17 protein-coding genes are annotated in these 14405 nt (G+C 75.6%); 7 read left to right on the top strand and 10 right to left on the bottom strand.

Annotation, left to right across the window (positions count from 1 at the left end; genetic code table 11):
• Positions 1–44 precede the first annotated feature (44 nt).
• The 3 genes from ACI79X_RS10855 to ACI79X_RS10845 all read right to left on the bottom strand — a co-directional run bounded on the left by ACI79X_RS10855 (position 45) and on the right by ACI79X_RS10845 (position 2931).
• Positions 45–1595 carry an acetolactate synthase large subunit gene (locus ACI79X_RS10855; RefSeq protein ID WP_457025406.1) on the bottom strand — a complete coding sequence of 517 codons (1551 nt, stop codon included), beginning with the start codon at positions 1593–1595 and terminating at the stop codon, positions 45–47.
• Positions 1592–1912, bottom strand: a complete 321-nt coding sequence (locus ACI79X_RS10850) for an EthD family reductase (protein ID WP_457025405.1) — start codon at positions 1910–1912, stop codon at positions 1592–1594. The genes ACI79X_RS10855 and ACI79X_RS10850 overlap by 4 nt, the downstream gene beginning before the upstream one ends.
• Positions 1913–1995: 83 nt before the next feature.
• Positions 1996–2931, bottom strand: coding sequence for an NADP-dependent oxidoreductase (locus ACI79X_RS10845; RefSeq protein WP_457025404.1), 936 nt, complete (start codon positions 2929–2931; stop codon positions 1996–1998).
• A gap of 100 nt (positions 2932–3031) precedes the next feature.
• Here ACI79X_RS10845 and ACI79X_RS10840 point away from each other — a divergent pair, with 100 nt between their 5' ends.
• From ACI79X_RS10840 to ACI79X_RS10825, 4 genes are all read left to right on the top strand, one after another.
• Positions 3032–3535 (top strand): toxin-antitoxin system HicB family antitoxin, encoded by a 504-nt coding sequence (locus ACI79X_RS10840; protein ID WP_457025403.1) that lies wholly within the window; start codon positions 3032–3034, stop codon positions 3533–3535.
• 88 nt (positions 3536–3623) lie between these two features.
• On the top strand, positions 3624–4415 hold the full coding sequence (locus ACI79X_RS10835) for a DUF4097 family beta strand repeat-containing protein (protein WP_457025402.1): 792 nt from the start codon (positions 3624–3626) through the stop codon (positions 4413–4415).
• Between the two features lie 11 nt (positions 4416–4426).
• The gene (locus ACI79X_RS10830; protein ID WP_457025401.1) at positions 4427–5362 is read left to right on the top strand and encodes an ATP-binding cassette domain-containing protein; all 936 of its coding nucleotides are present in this window, start codon (positions 4427–4429) and stop codon (positions 5360–5362) included.
• Positions 5359–6150: an ABC transporter permease gene (locus ACI79X_RS10825; RefSeq protein WP_457025400.1), complete on the top strand. Its 792-nt coding sequence runs from the start codon at positions 5359–5361 to the stop codon at positions 6148–6150. Before ACI79X_RS10830 ends, ACI79X_RS10825 begins: the two co-directional genes overlap by 4 nt.
• Positions 6151–6225: 75 nt before the next feature.
• On the opposite strand, the gene ACI79X_RS10820 is transcribed toward ACI79X_RS10825, so the two are convergent.
• The 4 genes from ACI79X_RS10820 to ACI79X_RS10805 all read right to left on the bottom strand — a co-directional run bounded on the left by ACI79X_RS10820 (position 6226) and on the right by ACI79X_RS10805 (position 10395).
• Complete coding sequence (locus ACI79X_RS10820; protein ID WP_457025399.1) at positions 6226–7422, bottom strand: acyl-CoA dehydrogenase family protein; 1197 nt, start codon at positions 7420–7422, stop codon at positions 6226–6228.
• A 147-nt stretch (positions 7423–7569) separates the two neighbouring features.
• A complete protein-coding gene (locus ACI79X_RS10815; RefSeq protein ID WP_457025398.1) occupies positions 7570–8523 on the bottom strand; it encodes an HpcH/HpaI aldolase/citrate lyase family protein in 954 nt (317 codons plus the stop codon).
• A 64-nt stretch (positions 8524–8587) separates the two neighbouring features.
• Entirely contained in the window at positions 8588–9523 is a 936-nt protein-coding gene (locus ACI79X_RS10810; protein ID WP_457025397.1) for a DMT family transporter, read from the bottom strand.
• Positions 9520–10395: a PhzF family phenazine biosynthesis protein gene (locus tag ACI79X_RS10805; protein WP_457025396.1), complete on the bottom strand. Its 876-nt coding sequence runs from the start codon at positions 10393–10395 to the stop codon at positions 9520–9522. Before ACI79X_RS10805 ends, ACI79X_RS10810 begins: the two co-directional genes overlap by 4 nt.
• Before the next feature lie 25 nt (positions 10396–10420).
• On the opposite strand from ACI79X_RS10805, the gene ACI79X_RS10800 reads away from it, so the two are divergent.
• From ACI79X_RS10800 to ACI79X_RS10790, 3 genes are read left to right on the top strand one after another with little or no spacing between them, the layout of a single operon-like run.
• Positions 10421–11659 carry a magnesium transporter MgtE N-terminal domain-containing protein gene (locus ACI79X_RS10800; RefSeq protein WP_457025395.1) on the top strand — a complete coding sequence of 413 codons (1239 nt, stop codon included), beginning with the start codon at positions 10421–10423 and terminating at the stop codon, positions 11657–11659.
• Positions 11652–12194, top strand: coding sequence for a DUF1003 domain-containing protein (locus tag ACI79X_RS10795; RefSeq protein ID WP_457025394.1), 543 nt, complete (start codon positions 11652–11654; stop codon positions 12192–12194). The genes ACI79X_RS10800 and ACI79X_RS10795 overlap by 8 nt, the downstream gene beginning before the upstream one ends.
• A gap of 38 nt (positions 12195–12232) precedes the next feature.
• Positions 12233–12709, top strand: a complete 477-nt coding sequence (locus tag ACI79X_RS10790) for a methylated-DNA--[protein]-cysteine S-methyltransferase (RefSeq protein WP_457025393.1) — start codon at positions 12233–12235, stop codon at positions 12707–12709.
• Between the two features lie 30 nt (positions 12710–12739).
• Here ACI79X_RS10790 and ACI79X_RS10785 read toward each other — a convergent pair whose 3' ends face one another.
• The 3 genes from ACI79X_RS10785 to ACI79X_RS10775 are packed head-to-tail and all read right to left on the bottom strand — an operon-like array spanning position 12740 to position 14330.
• A complete protein-coding gene (locus tag ACI79X_RS10785) occupies positions 12740–13327 on the bottom strand; it encodes a hypothetical protein (protein ID WP_457025392.1) in 588 nt (195 codons plus the stop codon).
• Complete coding sequence (locus tag ACI79X_RS10780) at positions 13324–13641, bottom strand: AzlD domain-containing protein (protein WP_457025391.1); 318 nt, start codon at positions 13639–13641, stop codon at positions 13324–13326. Before ACI79X_RS10780 ends, ACI79X_RS10785 begins: the two co-directional genes overlap by 4 nt.
• Complete coding sequence (locus ACI79X_RS10775) at positions 13638–14330, bottom strand: AzlC family ABC transporter permease (protein ID WP_457025390.1); 693 nt, start codon at positions 14328–14330, stop codon at positions 13638–13640. Before ACI79X_RS10775 ends, ACI79X_RS10780 begins: the two co-directional genes overlap by 4 nt.
• Between the last annotated feature and the right edge of the window lie 75 nt (positions 14331–14405).

The following is a 14405-nucleotide window of genomic DNA, read 5'->3' as shown; positions in this document are numbered from 1 at the left end:
GAACGCATCCCACCCGGAGTCCCCCGCCGGGGTGAGACCGCGTTTCAGGCGCCGGGCCGCAGCACCGCCTGCACCAGGTGCGGACCGGGCTCGCGCAGCGCCGTGCGCAGCTGGTCGGCCAGCTCTCCCGTCGTCTCCGCGCGGGTGGCCGGCACGCCCATGCCGGTGGCCAGTGCGACGAAGTCGAGCGCCGGTCCGCCGAGGTCGAGCAGCTGCCCGGCCCGCTCACCGCCGCCGGTGGCGCCCACCCGCGACAGCTCGCCCTGCAGGATCGCGTAGGACGCGTTGTCGTAGAGCAGCACCGTGACGTCGAGCTGCTCGCGGGCCATCGTCCACAGCGCCTGCAGCGTGTACATCGCGCTGCCGTCGGCCTGCAGCACGAGCACCGGCCGGTCGGGGCAGGCCACCGCCGCGCCGACCGCCATGGGCAGCCCGTCGCCGATCGCCCCGCCGGTGAGCGCCAGCCAGTCGTGCCGCGGCGCCCCGGAGGTCAGCTCGGCGATGCCGATGCCCGAGGTGATCGCCTCGTCGACGACGATCGCCCGCTCGGGCAGCACCGCGCCGACCACGGCGGAGATCCCGCGCGGCGTCAGCCGGCCCTCGGGCACCTCCGGGCGGGAGGCCTCCAGCAGCGGCGGCTCGGCGCCGCCGGCCACCTGCCCGGCCAGCTCCTCGAGCGCGGCCACGCCGTCCTCCCCCGGTGCCGACAGCACGTGCACGGTGCAGTCGTCGGGCACCGGGGTGGCCGGCACGCCGGGGTAGGCGAAGAAGTGCACCGGCGACGTCGCCCCGGCGAGCACCAGGTGCCGGGTGCCGGCCAGCGCCTTGATCGCCACCTCCGGCGGGTAGGGCAGCTTGCCGAGGTCGGGCAGCCCGGCGCCCCGCACCATCCGCGCGGGGAAGGTCTCGGCCAGCAGCCGCGCGCCGGTGCCGGCGGCCACCCGCGCGGCGGCCAGCAGCCCGGCCTCGCTCGCGACGACGTCGCCACCGAGGAGCAGCACCGTCGGCTCGCCGGCGCCCACGACCCCCGCCACCTCCCCGACCACCGACGGGGCGACCCGCGGCCGCGGCCGGGCCGGCACCGGGGCGGCGACCTCGGCACCCTCGGACCACGAGACGTCGGCCGGCAGCACCAGCGTGGTTATCTGCCCGCGGGCGGCCGCGGCGACGGCGTCCGCCGCGTCGGCGGCGAGGTCGGCCGGCGACAGCGAGCGGCGCACCCAGCCGGACACGGTGCCGGCCAGCGCGTCGATGTCGCTCTCCAGCGGCGCGTCGAGGCGCTTGTGCGAGGTGCCGTGGTCGCCGACGACGTTGACCATCGGCGTCCGCCCGCGCCGGGCGTTGTGCAGGTTGGCCAGCCCGTTGCCCATGCCGGGGCCCAGGTGCAGCAGCGTCGCGGCCGGGCGGCCGGTCATCCGCGCCCACCCGTCGGCCGCGCCGGTGGCCACCCCCTCGAACAGGGTGAGGACGCCGCGCATCTGCGGGACGTCGTCGAGGGCGGCGACGAAGTGCATCTCCGAGGTGCCGGGGTTGGCGAAGCAGACGTCGACCCCGGCGTCGACGAGCGTGCGGATGAGTGCCTGGGCGCCGTTCACCGGGAGACGTGGACCTCGGTGACCTCGAAGTGGGTCATCGTGGCGCCACCGCTGGCGAACTTCGGCACGTCCTTCGCCGTCGCCTTGCCCTCCTCGGAGGCGAAGGCGGCGCCCATGGCCTGCTCGGAGTCGAAGTCGAGCTCGGCGACGAGGTAGGGCGCGGGCTGCGACGGGTCCATCGACGTCGGCTTGCCGGTGGTGAGCCGGACCAGGCCCGGCATCTGCACCGCGAGCGGGGTGTGGGTCTCCCGGTAGTAGGCGTCGAACGCCGCCGGGTCCTCCGGCTGCCCGTAGCTGACGACGAGCCTGTGCACCATCTGCGCCACCTCCGCGGTCGGCCCGGGGCACCGCTGCCCCGGGACTCCCCCACCCTGGCAGGGCGGGGCCGGTCCGCGCGACCTCAGAAGGTGATCACCAGGCGGCCGCGCACGCCGCCGCGGGCGAGCGCCTCGTGGGCCTCGGGCGCCTGCTCCGGGGTGTAGGTGCGCGCGACGCGGAGGCTGAGCGCGCCGGACTCCACCTGCTCGCGCAGCCGGTCGAGCGCGGCGCCGTTCTCGGCGTAGTCGCGCACGCGCGTCGGGAACACCTCGACGCGGCCGGACCCGTCGCCGCGGTAGCCGCGCACGGTGGCCACCTTCCCGCCGTCGCGGACCGCGGGCAGCACGGCGGCGTCCTGCACCGATCCGTCGGCCAGGCCGTCGACGCCCTCGGGGAACTCCGCGCGGATCCGCTCGGCGACGTCGTCCCCGCGGCGGACGACGACGTCGGCGCCGAGGTCGCGCACCAGCTGCTCGTCGGCCTCGGAGGCGTCGGCGACGACGGTGTGCCCGTCGGCCTTCGCCAGCTGGACGACGTAGCCGCCGAAGGCGCCGGCCGCGCCGGTCACCGCCACCACCGACCCCGGCGGCAGCGCCATGTGGTCGAGCGCCAGCCGCGCGGTCAGCGCGTTCATGGGCAGTGTGCAGGCGGCGACGGCGTCGGCCCCGGCGGGCACCCGGGACACCGACCCCTGCGGCAGCACGAGGTCCTCGCGGTAGCCGCCGTGCGCGCCGGTGGGGACGACGATCGCCATCACCGCGTCGCCCACGGCCATCCGGTCGACGCCGTCGCCCACCTCGACCACCTCGCCGGCGGCGTCCATGCCCGGCACCCACGGCGGCGTCTTCACCGGGTCGCGGCCGGCGTACGCGCCCTCCCGCAGGTGGGTGTCGGTGGGGCTGACCGCCGTGGCCCGCACGCGCAGCCGCACCTGCCCGGGGCCCAGCGGCTCGTCCGGGACGTCGACGACGGTGAGGGCAGCGGGCCCTCCGAACTCGAGGACACCGACGGCACGCATGACCGCGAACCTACGACCGGCCCCGGTCCTCCGCTGACCACGGGAGGTCGTGACGTCACGGTGGTTGCGTGTGACGTCATGATGGTGTCACGATGGCGCCATGGACCTCACGCCGTTCGTCGAGCAGCTCCGCCGGGAGCTCGCGCTGGCCGCCGCCCCGGGGGGCGAGGAGGCGCAGGCCCTCGCCGAGCGCCTCGCCGCGCCGCTGGAGTCGTCGGTCCGGCTCGCACTGCTCAGCGCGCTGTCGGTCGCGGCCGAGGAGGTCACCGCCCAGCTCGCCCCCGGGTCGGTCGACGTGCGGCTGCGCGGCAGCGACATCGGCTTCGCCGTCACCCCTCCCCCGGCTCCCGAGACGCACGAGCCCGCCCCGGCGGCGGAGCCCGCGCCCGAGGTGGAGGAGGGCGAGACCGTCCGCATCACCCTGCGCCTGCCCGAGCAGCTCAAGGCCCGCGTCGACGAGGCGGCCGCCCGGCTCGGCGTCTCGGTGAACACCTGGCTGGTCCGGGCCGTCGCCAACGCGGTCGAGCCCGCCCCGCGTTCCTCCCCCGACCCCCGCCGCGGCCGCCGCTCCGCCGGCTCGCAGTTCACCGGCTGGGCCCGCTAGCCCCGCCGGCACCACAGCGCACCACCGCACAGCGACCCCGGCCGACCGGTCCGGGGGCGATCCCCCCTGCCCCGAGGAGGGCGCAGCCATGCCCACGTTCGACACCCCCGGGCCGATCTCGGCCCGCGTCGAGGTCGTGTACGGAGCCGTGCACGTCCGCGCCGACGACCGGCACGACACCACCGTCACCGTCCGGCCGCACAACGCGGCCAGCTCCGCCGACGTCGCCGCCGCCGAGGCCACCCAGGTCACCTTCCGCGACGGCGAGCTGCTCGTCCGCTCGACCGCCCGGCCCCGGCTGCTGTTCTTCGGGTCCGGCCCGGAGGTCGAGGTCGACGTCGTCCTGCCCGCCGGCTCCTCGCTCGACGTCCGGGTGACCGCCGGGGACGTCACCTGCACCGGCCGGCTGGGCACCGCCGACCTCGAGTGCAGGCACGGCAGCGTGCGCATCGACCAGGCCGGCCGGCTGCGCGCCCGCAGCTCCAGCGGGAACATCTCCGCCGGCGCGGTCGACGGCGAGTTCGAGGCGACCACCTCCTACGGCGACGTGCGCGTCGGCGAGGCCGGCGGCCCGGCGCGGCTGGAGACCGGGTACGGCAACGTCACCGTCGACCGGGTCCTCGGGTCGCTCACCGGCACCACGAAGTACGGGCAGGTGCGCGTCGGCCAGGCCGTCCGCGGGTCCCTGGTGCTCGAGACCGCCTACGGCGAGGTCGAGGCCGGCGTCCCGGAGGGGACGGCCGCCTGGCTCGACGTCTCCTCCGGCGCCGGCCGCGTCCGCAACCTGCTCACCGAGACCGAGGGACCGGAGGGCGCCGTCGAGACCGTCGAGATCCACGCCCGCACCTCGTACGGCGACGTCCTGGTCCGCCGGGCCTGAGGGAGCACGACGTGACCGACGCGATCACCGTCCGCGGGCTGCGCAAGTCCTTCGGCCCGAAGGTCGTCCTCGACGGCCTCGACCTCACCGTGCCCGAGGGCACCGTCTACGCCCTGCTCGGCCCCAACGGGGCCGGCAAGACCACCACCGTCGACATCCTGTCCACGCTCACCCCCGCCGACGGCGGGGAGGTGCGGGTGGCCGGGCACGACCTGGCCCGCGAGCCCCGCGCGGTGCGGGCCGCCATCGCCCTGACCGGCCAGTTCTCCGCCGTCGACGCCCTGCTCACCGGCGCGGAGAACCTGCGGCTCATGGCCGACCTGCAGCACCTCGGCCGGCAGGAGGGCCGCCGGCGGGCCGCCGAGCTCCTCGAGCGCTTCGACCTCGTCGACGCCGCCGGGCAGGTGCCGTCCACGTACTCCGGGGGCATGCGGCGGCGCCTGGACCTCGCCATGGGGCTCATGGGCTCCCCCCGGGTGGTCTTCCTCGACGAGCCGACCACCGGCCTCGACCCGCGCAGCCGCCGGGCCATGTGGGACGCCGTCCGCGGCCTGGTCGCCGACGGCGTGACGATCCTGCTCACCACCCAGTACCTCGAGGAGGCCGACCAGCTCGCCGACCGGATCGGCGTCCTCGACTCCGGCCGGCTGGTCGCCGAGGGCACCGCCGACGAGCTCAAGCGGCTGGTCCCCGGCGCGCACGTGCGGCTGCAGTTCGGCGACCCGGCCGCCCTGCACGCGGCCGCCCGCGTGCTCGGCGTCCCGGCCGCCGACGGCCTGGTGCTCGAGGTCCCCGGCGACGGCGGCGTCGCCGAGCTGCGCTCCCTGCTGGCCCGCCTGGACGACGCGCGCGTCGACGTCGCCGGCCTGACCGTGCACACCCCCGACCTGGACGACGTCTTCCTGGCCCTGACCGGCCGGCCCGCTGCCGAGGAGGTGCCCGCGTGACCACGCTGGCCCTGACCGTGAACGACTCCGCGACGATGCTGCGACGCAACCTCGTGCGGGCCCTGCGCTACCCGGGGCTCACGGTGATCGTCGCCGCGATGCCGATCGTCTTCCTGCTGCTGTTCGTCTACGTCTTCGGCGGCACGCTCGGCGCCGGGCTGGGCGGCCCCTCGGGCGGCCGGGCGGAGTACGTCGCCTACGTCGTGCCCGGGATCCTCGTGCTGGCCATCACCGGCGGGGCGCAGGGAACGGCGATCGCGATCGCCATGGACATGACCGAGGGCATCATCGCCCGGTTCCGCACCATGTCGATCGCGCGGGCCGCCGTGCTCACCGGGCACGTCGTGGGAGCGGTGCTGCAGACCCTGGTCGGGCTCGCCGTCGTCGTCGCCGTCGCCCTGCTCGTCGGGTTCCGGCCGGACGCGAACCCGGTGGAGTGGCTCGCGGCGGCCGGCCTGCTGACGCTGGTCAGCTTCGCGCTGTCCTGGCTGTCGGTCGCCATGGGCCTGTGGACGAAGACGGTCGAGGCGGCCAGCAACGTCCCGATGCCGCTGATGCTGCTGCCCTTCTTCGGCAGCGGCTTCGTGCCGGTCGAGTCGATGCCGGGGGCGCTGCGCTGGTTCGCCGAGAACCAGCCGTTCACCCCGGTGATCGAGACGGTGCGCGGCCTGCTCACCGGCACCGCGATCGGCTCGAGCGGGTGGGTGTCGGTCGCCTGGTGCGCCGGGATCGCGCTGGTCGGCTACCTGTGGGCGGTCCGGAACTACGAGCGGCGCCCGGCCCGCTGAACGCGCGAGATCTGCACACTCGGGGCATCCCGCGTCGGGAGAGCCCCGAGTGTGCAGATCTCGTGGATGGCTCCGTCAGCGCCTGAGGCCGTACTCCTTGAGCAGGCCGCGGCTGATGATCGTCTTCTGGATCTCGCTGGTGCCCTCGCCGATGAGCAGGAACGGCGCCTCGCGCATGAGCCGCTCGATCTCGTACTCCTTGGAGTAGCCGTAGCCGCCGTGGATGCGGAAGGACTGCGTGGTCACCTCGGCGCAGTACTCGCTGGCGATCAGCTTGGCCATGCCGGCCTCGACGTCGTTGCGCTGGCCGGCGTCCTTGAGCCGGGCGGCGTTGACCATCATCAGGTGGGCGGCCTCGACCTTCGTGGCCATCTCGGCGAGCTGGAACGCGATCGCCTGGTGCTGCACGATCGGCTTGCCGAAGGTCTCCCGCTGCTGGGCGTACTCGACGGCCAACTCGAAGGCGCGGATGGAGATGCCGCAGGCGCGGGCGGCGACGTTCACCCGGCCGACCTCGACGCCGTCCATCATCTGCGCGAAGCCGCGCCCGGGCTGCCCGCCGAGGATCATGTCCGCGCCGATGCGGTAGCCGTCGAACACCAGCTCGGTGGTGTCGACGCCCTTGTAGCCCATCTTGTCGATCTTGCCGGGGATGGTCAGGCCCGGGGCGACGGTGCCGAAGCCGGCCGGCTTCTCCACCAGGAACGTCGTCAGGTTCTGGTGCGGCTTCTCCGCACCCAGGTCGGTGCGCACCAGCGCGGCGACCAGCGTGGACGAGCCGCCGTTGGTCAGCCACATCTTCTGGCCGTCGATGACGTAGGAGTCGCCGTCCTGCACCGCCTTGGTGCGGATACCGGCGACGTCGGAGCCCAGGCCCGGCTCGGACATGGAGAACGCGCCGCGGACCTCGCCGGTGGCCATGCGCGGGAGGAAGTGCTCCTTCTGCTCCTGCGTGCCGTGCTGGCGGATCATGTAGGCGACGATGAAGTGCGTGTTGATGACGCCGGAGACGCTCATCCAGCCGCGGGCGATCTCCTCGACCACCAGCGCGTAGGTCAGCAGCGACTCACCGAGGCCGCCGTACTCCTCGGGGATCATCAGCCCGAAGATGCCGAGCTCCTTGAGGCCGTCGACGATCTCCTGCGGGTAGACGTCGCCGTGCTCGAGCTCCTGCGCGTGCGGGATGATCTCCTTGTCGACGAAGCTGCGGACCGTCGACAGGATCTCGCGCTGGATGTCGGTCAGGTCGGCGGTCTGCGCCAGTCGGGCCACGATTGCTCCTCCGGGACTCCGGTGTCCGTTTGCTACCGGGGAGTATGGGCGACCTCCCGGCACCCGTCGCCGTGTCACCGGTCACTCGTGCCGGGACGACGACGGCCCGTCCGGAGATCCCGGACGGGCCGCCTGCGAGCGCGGTGCTCAGCCCTCGGGCGGGGTGAACGACGATGTCCGGGACATCCCCGCGGCACGGCCCTTGCCCGCGATGACCAGCGCCATCTTGCGGCTGGCCTCGTCGATCATCTCGTCGCCGAGCATCGCCGAGCCCTTCTTGCCGCCGGCCTCGGAGGTGTACCAGTCGTAGGCGTCGAGGATCAGCTCGGCGTGGTCGTAGTCCTCCTGCGACGGCGCGTAGATCTCGTTGGCGGCGTCGATCTGCCCCGGGTGCAGCACCCACTTGCCGTCGAAGCCGAGCACCGCCGAGCGCTTGGCGACCTCGCGGAAGGCGTCGACGTCGCGCACCTGCAGGAACGGCCCGTCGATGGCCTGCACGCCGCGGGCGCGGGCGGCCATGAGGATCTGCATGAGGATGTAGTGGAACGGGTCGCCCGGGTAGTCGGGGTGCAGGGCGCCCACGACCAGGGACTTCATGTTGATGCTGGCCATGAAGTCGGCCGGGCCGAAGATGATCGTCTCGATCCGCGGGCTGGCGAAGGCGATGTCGTTGACGTTGATCAGGCCCTGCGCGGTCTCGATCTGCGCCTCGATGCCGATCCGCCCGACCTCCAGGCCGTTGGCCTTCTCGATCTGGGTCAGCAGGAAGTCCAGCGCCGCGACCTGATGGGCGTCGACGACCTTCGGCAGCATGATGCAGTCGAGGTTCGCGCCCGCGCCCTCGACCACCTCGATGACGTCGCGGTAGGTCCACTCCGTCGTCCAGTCGTTGACCCGGACCGTGCGGATCTTCTCGCCCCAGCCGCCCTCGTTCAGCGCCGCGACGATGTTCTTGCGGGCGCCCGGCTTGGCCAGCGGCGCGCAGGCGTCCTCGAGGTCGAGGAAGACCTGGTCGGCCGGCAGGCCCTTGGCCTTCTCGAGGAAGCGCGGGTTGCTGCCCGGCACGGCGAGGTTGGAACGACGGGATCGGAGCTCGGCCACGGTGCCTCCGCTGGTGCGTGTCGATGATCGGTTACCGGAGGGTAGCCAGCGCCCTCCGGACGGCTCAGGTGACCGGCTCCACCGGCGTCTGCGGCCGCCCGGCCCGGACGACCAGGGCCACCCCCGCCACGACGGCGACCATGCCCGGCAGCGCGAGCAGCGGCGGGGTCTGGCCGAGCAGCACCAGCGCGACCAGCAGCGCTCCGGGCACCTCCAGCAGCACCGCCAGCCCGACGACGGTCGGGCCGACGCTGGAGAGCACCAGGTTGAGCAGCGTGTGCCCGAGGATCTGCGCGCACACGGTGATCGCGGCGATCAACCACCAGTCGCGGGCGCTGAAGCCGGCGAGCGGGGTCGTGGTGACCAGCGCCGCCACGGCGAGCACGGCCGCGCAGGTGGAGTAGCAGACGACGGAGTACGCCGAGGTGGCCAGCCGGGTGCGGGCCCGGGCGCCGGCGAGCATGTAGCCGCCCGCGCAGATCGCGCCGAGCAGCGCCAACCCGTCGCCGGCCAGCGCCTCCAGGCTCACCGCGACGTCGACCCCGGCGATCAGCGCCGCCCCGACGACGGCCAGCGCGAGCCCCGCCCACACCTGCGCGGGCAGCCGCACCCCGGACACCCGGGCGGCCAGCGCCGTCCAGATCGGCGTCGTCGTCACCAGCGCCGTGGACGCGGCCACCGTGGTCATCGACAGGCTCGGCAGCCAGGCGGCGAAGTGCGCGGCGAGGAAGAGCCCGGCCACCACCGACGTCGTGAGGTCCCGCGGGCGCAGCCCGGTCAGGGTGGCGCGCTCGCGGCCGAGCAGCACCGGCACCAGCAGCGCGGCGCCGGCGGCGTTGCGCCAGAACGCGATGGCCAGGAACGACGCCGTCACCAGCGCGGTCAGCGGGCCGGAGAAGGAGACGCCGACGACGGCGACCGCCATCAGCCCGACGTCGCGGGTGCCGGGGCGGTGCACCGCCCACGGCGAGGGGGCCGCGGTGGCCTGGCCGGAGCTCACGGGACGCGGATGCGGCCGGCCGCCACCGGCACCACCGCGCCCCACACGGTGGCCGACGTCGCCCGCCCGCCCGCGGCGGTGACCGTGCAGTCGAGCACCGACGGCCGGCCCATCGCCTCGCCCTGGCGCACGCGGTAGGACGACGTCCCCTCCGGCGCGACCAGCCCCGCAGCCGCCAGCCACACGCCGAGGCCGAGGGCCGCCGAGCCGGTGGCCGGGTCCTCGCCCCAGCGCAGGTCGCGGGCGAAGACGCGGGCGTACGCGGTGGCGCCGTCCCACGACAGGACCGAGACACCCTCCCCCGTGCCCAGCCGGTCGAGCCGGGCGTGGTCGGGCACGGCGCGGTCGACGACGCCGGGGTGCACGGCGAGGTAGGCGAAGGGCAGGCCGCAGCCGGCGACCGACGCGGGCGGCCCGGCGACGTCGGCGGCGGACAGGCCCAGCGCCTCGGCGAGCGCGCCGGCGTCGGGGCCGTCCTCCAGCGTGGGGCGGCCGCCGGTCAGCGTGGCGCCGTCGCCGGTGACCTCGATCGGCAGCACGCCGGCGCCGCACTCCTGGTGCAGCGTCCCGGCCGCCAGCCGGCCCAGGCGCACCAGGGTGTGCGCCGCGCCGACGCTCGGGTGCCCGGCGAAGGGCAGCTCGGCGTACGGCGTGAAGATCCGCACCCGGTAGCTGGCGCCGGGCTCGGTGGGCCGGCAGAGGAACGACGTCTCCGACAGCGCGAACTCGTTCGCCAGTGCCTGGCACTGCTCCGTGGTCAGGTCGTCGGCGTCCAGGACGACGGCCAGCGGGTTGCCCGCGAACGCCCGCGGGGCGAACACGTCGACGACCTCGTACTCGACGGACGCGGGACCGACACCAGGGCTCGCCACGGGCCCGACGGTAGCCTCGGCAGCCGTGACCACGGTGACCAGGGCGTACGTCTCCCGGCTCGCCGGACTCCCCGTCTTCGACCCCAACGGCGACCGCGTGGGGCGGCTGCGCGACGTCGTCGTGGCCCTGCGCGTGGGCACCGCCTGCCCCCGCGCGCTGGGCCTGGTCGTCGAGGTCGTCGCCCGCCGGCGGATCTTCGTGCCGATGGGCCGGGTGACCAGCATCGACCCCGGCGCGGTCGTGCTGGCGTCGGGCACGCTGAACCTCAAGCGCTTCGAGCAGCGGCGCGGCGAGACGCTGGTGCTCGGCGAGCTGCTCGACCGCACCGTCACCATCCGCGAGTCGCAGCGCCGCGCCACCGTCGTCGACGCCGCGGTCGAGCAGACCCGCACCGGCGAGTGGCAGGTGACCCGGCTCGCCGTCCAGGAGCCGGGCCGGCTCGGCCGGCGCGGGCAGCTGCACCAGCTGGCCTGGGCGGAGGTCGCGGGGCTCGCGCTCCCGGAGAGCGGGCAGGGCGCGGAGACGCTCATCGCCACCTACCGCGAGCTCAACGCCGCCGACCTCGCGCACGCCCTGCAGGACCTGCCCGAGAAGCGGCGGCACGAGGTGGCCGAGGCGCTCGACGACCAGCGGCTGGCCGACGTCCTCGGCGAGCTGCCCGAGGGCGCCCAGATGGGCATCCTCGCCTCGCTCGCCGAGACCCGCGCCGCCGACGTCCTCGAGGAGATGGACCCCGACGACGCCGCCGACCTGCTGTCGGAGCTGTCCAACGTCGACCGCAACCGGCTGCTGGAGCTGATGGAGCCCGACGAGGCCGAGCCGGTCCGCCAGCTGCTGCAGTACTCCGAGGACACCGCCGGCGGGATCATGACCAGCGAGCCGGTGATCCTGGCGCCCGACGCCACGATCGCCGAGGCGCTGGCGCGGGTGCGCGAGCCGGAGCTGACGCCGTCGCTGGCCAGCCAGGTGTACGTGTGCCGGCCGCCGTCGGCCACCCCCACGGGGCGCTACCTCGGGCTGGCGCACATCCAGCGGCTGCTGCGCGAGCCGCCGTCGACCCTGGTCAGCGGCGTGCTCGACGACCTCGAGCCGCTGCGGCCGGAGGCGCCGCTGGCCGAGGTGACCCGCTACTTCGCCACCTACAACCTGGTCGCCGCCCCCGTGGTCGACGACCGCGGCCGGCTCGTGGGCGCGGTGAGCGTCGACGACGTCCTGGACCACCTGCTGCCCGAGGACTGGCGCGAGCGGGCCCGCCGTGGCTGACGGCCGCCGGCTCGACGTCCCCCGCGGCTCCGCGCGTGGGCTCAGCGGCTACCTGCGGCTGGACCCCGACGCCGTCGGCCGGTTCGCCGAGGGCATCGCCCGGTTCCTCGGCACCGGCCGCTTCCTCGCCGTCCAGACGATCATCGTGGTCCTCTGGATCACCCTGAACGTGGCCGCCGTGAACCTGCGGTGGGACCCCTACCCCTTCATCCTGCTCAACCTGGCCTTCTCCACCCAGGCCGCCTACGCCGCGCCGCTGATCCTGCTGGCGCAGAACCGGCAGGCCGACCGCGACCGCGTGCAGGCCGAGGAGGACCGCGCCCGCGCCGCACAGACCCGCGCCGACACCGAGTACGTGGCCCGGGAGCTGGCCGCGCTGCGCGTCGCGATCGGCGAGGTGGCCACCCGCGACTTCATCCGCGGGGAGCTGTCGCGGCTGCTCCCCGACGAGTCCGACGAGGCGGAGCGCAAGGAGAAGAAGCGCCGCAAGCAGGCCGAGCGGGCCGAGCGGGAGCGGCGCGAGTCGGTCGGCTGAGCGCCCGGGCCGTCGTACCCCCGCGGCAGACTGCCGGCATGCGCGCGCACGCGGTGCTGCCCTCACCGGTCGGGCCGCTGACCGTCGTCGCCGACGACGGGGTCCTCGTCCGGCTGCACCTCTCCCCGCCCGGGCCGGAGGCCGACCTGGGCGGGCGGGACGACGCCGCCCTCGCCGCGGTGACCGGCCAGCTCGGCGAGTACCTCGCGGGCGAGCGGGAGGCGTTCGACCTGCCGCTGCGGCCCCTCGGCAGCGGCTTCGAGCTGGCCGTCTGGGACGAGCTCACCCGCATCCCCTACGGGCGGACCACCACCTACGGCGCGGTGGCGCGCGCCGTCGGCCAGCCCGGCGGCGCGCAGGCGGTCGGGCTCGCCTGCGGGCGCAACCCGCTGGCGATCGTGGTGCCCTGCCACCGGGTGGTCGGCGCCGACGGCGGCCTGGTCGGCTTCGGCGGCGGGCTGGCCCGCAAGCGGTTCCTGCTCGACCTCGAGCAGCGGGAGGACCGGCTGTTCTGAGCCGGCACCGGGGGCGGGACGGCCGACGGCTCAACCCAGCACCGCGCGCAACACGTGCAGCCCGGCGGCGGCCGCCGCCGTCGCCGGGACGACCAGCGCGAGCGCCCACGCCCGGGTACCGGGGCACCGCGGCAGCGCCGCGGTGAGCAGCACGGCGGTGGCGACGTCGACGGCGACCTGCACCGGACGCGGGTCCGCCCCACCCGGCCACAGCGCGGGTGCGTCCCCGCCGGCGAGGGCGATCCCCGCGATCCCGGCTACCAGCGCCCCGGGCACGGGCCCGTCGGCGCGGGTCCCCAGCCAGGCGGCCGCGGCGGTCGCGGGCACCGCGGTGGCCGACAGGACCAGCCAGGCGGCGAGCAGCCCCGGCGTCCAGGCGAGCCCGAGCACGGCCGCGGCCCAGGTGTAGTAGGCGACGGTCATGGCGGCGAAGAAGACGGCAGCGCGGGCCGCCGCGGCCCGCGCCGACGGCGCCCAGCGGCCGAGCGCGGCGACGGCCAGCACCCACGCCGCGGGCTGACTGCCCAGCGCGGCGGCCCAGGCCACCCCCGACTCGTCGGCCGCCTTCGCGGCGACCCCGGCCAGCAGCCCCAGCAGCGCGGCCCGCAGCGGGGTCACGTGGTGAGGACGTGGACCAGCGCGCCGGTGGCCCCGGCGAGCACCAGGACAACCACGAACGGCGCGCGCAGCGCCAGTGCCACCGCGGCGACCGCCAGCCCGGCCAGGCGCCCGTCGACCACCAGCTCCCGCCCGGAGGTCAGCGCCTGTACGGCGACCAGCGCCGCCAGCAGCGCGGCCGGCACGAAGGTGACCATCCGCGTGACCCAGGGCCGCTCCACCCAGGCCGCCGGCACCGACAGCCCGGCCAGCTTGAGCAGGTAGCAGCCGAGCGACCCGACGACGACGACCGTCCACAGCGCCCCGCCGCTCACGCCGCCGCCTCCCGCCGGGGCCGGCCGGCGAGGGCCACCGCGACGACGGCGGTCACCACCTGCACGCCCGCCGGCACGAACGGGGTGAGCGCCAGCGCGACCGCCGCGCCGCCCAGCGCCACCCGCCGCGCGACGGCCGGCTCCTCGGCGCCGGCGCGCAGCCGCGGCCACAGCAGCGCGAGGAAGGCGGCCGGCACGACGGCGTCGAGCGCGGCCTGCGCGGTCTCCCCCAGCGCCGCGGCGCCGAGCGCGCCGACCAGCGTCGTCGCGTTCCAGACGACGTAGATCGACGCCCCGCCTGCGAGGAACGCCAGCCGCGCCAGCCCGCGGTCGGGCGCGGCCACCGCCAGCGCCGTCGTCTCGTCGATCACCCAGTGCGCGGTGCCGAGCCGGCGCAGCGGACCGCGCGGGGCGAGCAGCGGGGCCAGGCGCACGCCGTAGACGGTGTTGCGGGTGCCGAGCAGCAGCGCGCTGCCGATCGCCGCGGCGCCGCTGCCGCCCGCGCCGAGCACGCCGACGAGGGCGAACTGCGAGGCGCCGGTGAACATCAGCAGCGACATGACCAGCGCCTGCCAGGGGTCGAGCCCGGCCGCGTCGGCGGCCGCCCCGAAGGCCACGCCGTAGAGCCCGACGGCGACGCCGAGCCCGACCGCGTCGCGGAGGACGGCTGCGCGGGCGGTTCCGGACACAGGACCGGAGGCTAGTGACCCGCCCCGGACGGGGAAGGGACCCGCCCGGCACGGCGTTGACCAGGGCAGGGCCGC

The organism is Geodermatophilus sp. SYSU D01119, from assembly GCF_054049975.1.
This window is presented reverse-complemented; position numbering and strand designations above follow the sequence as displayed.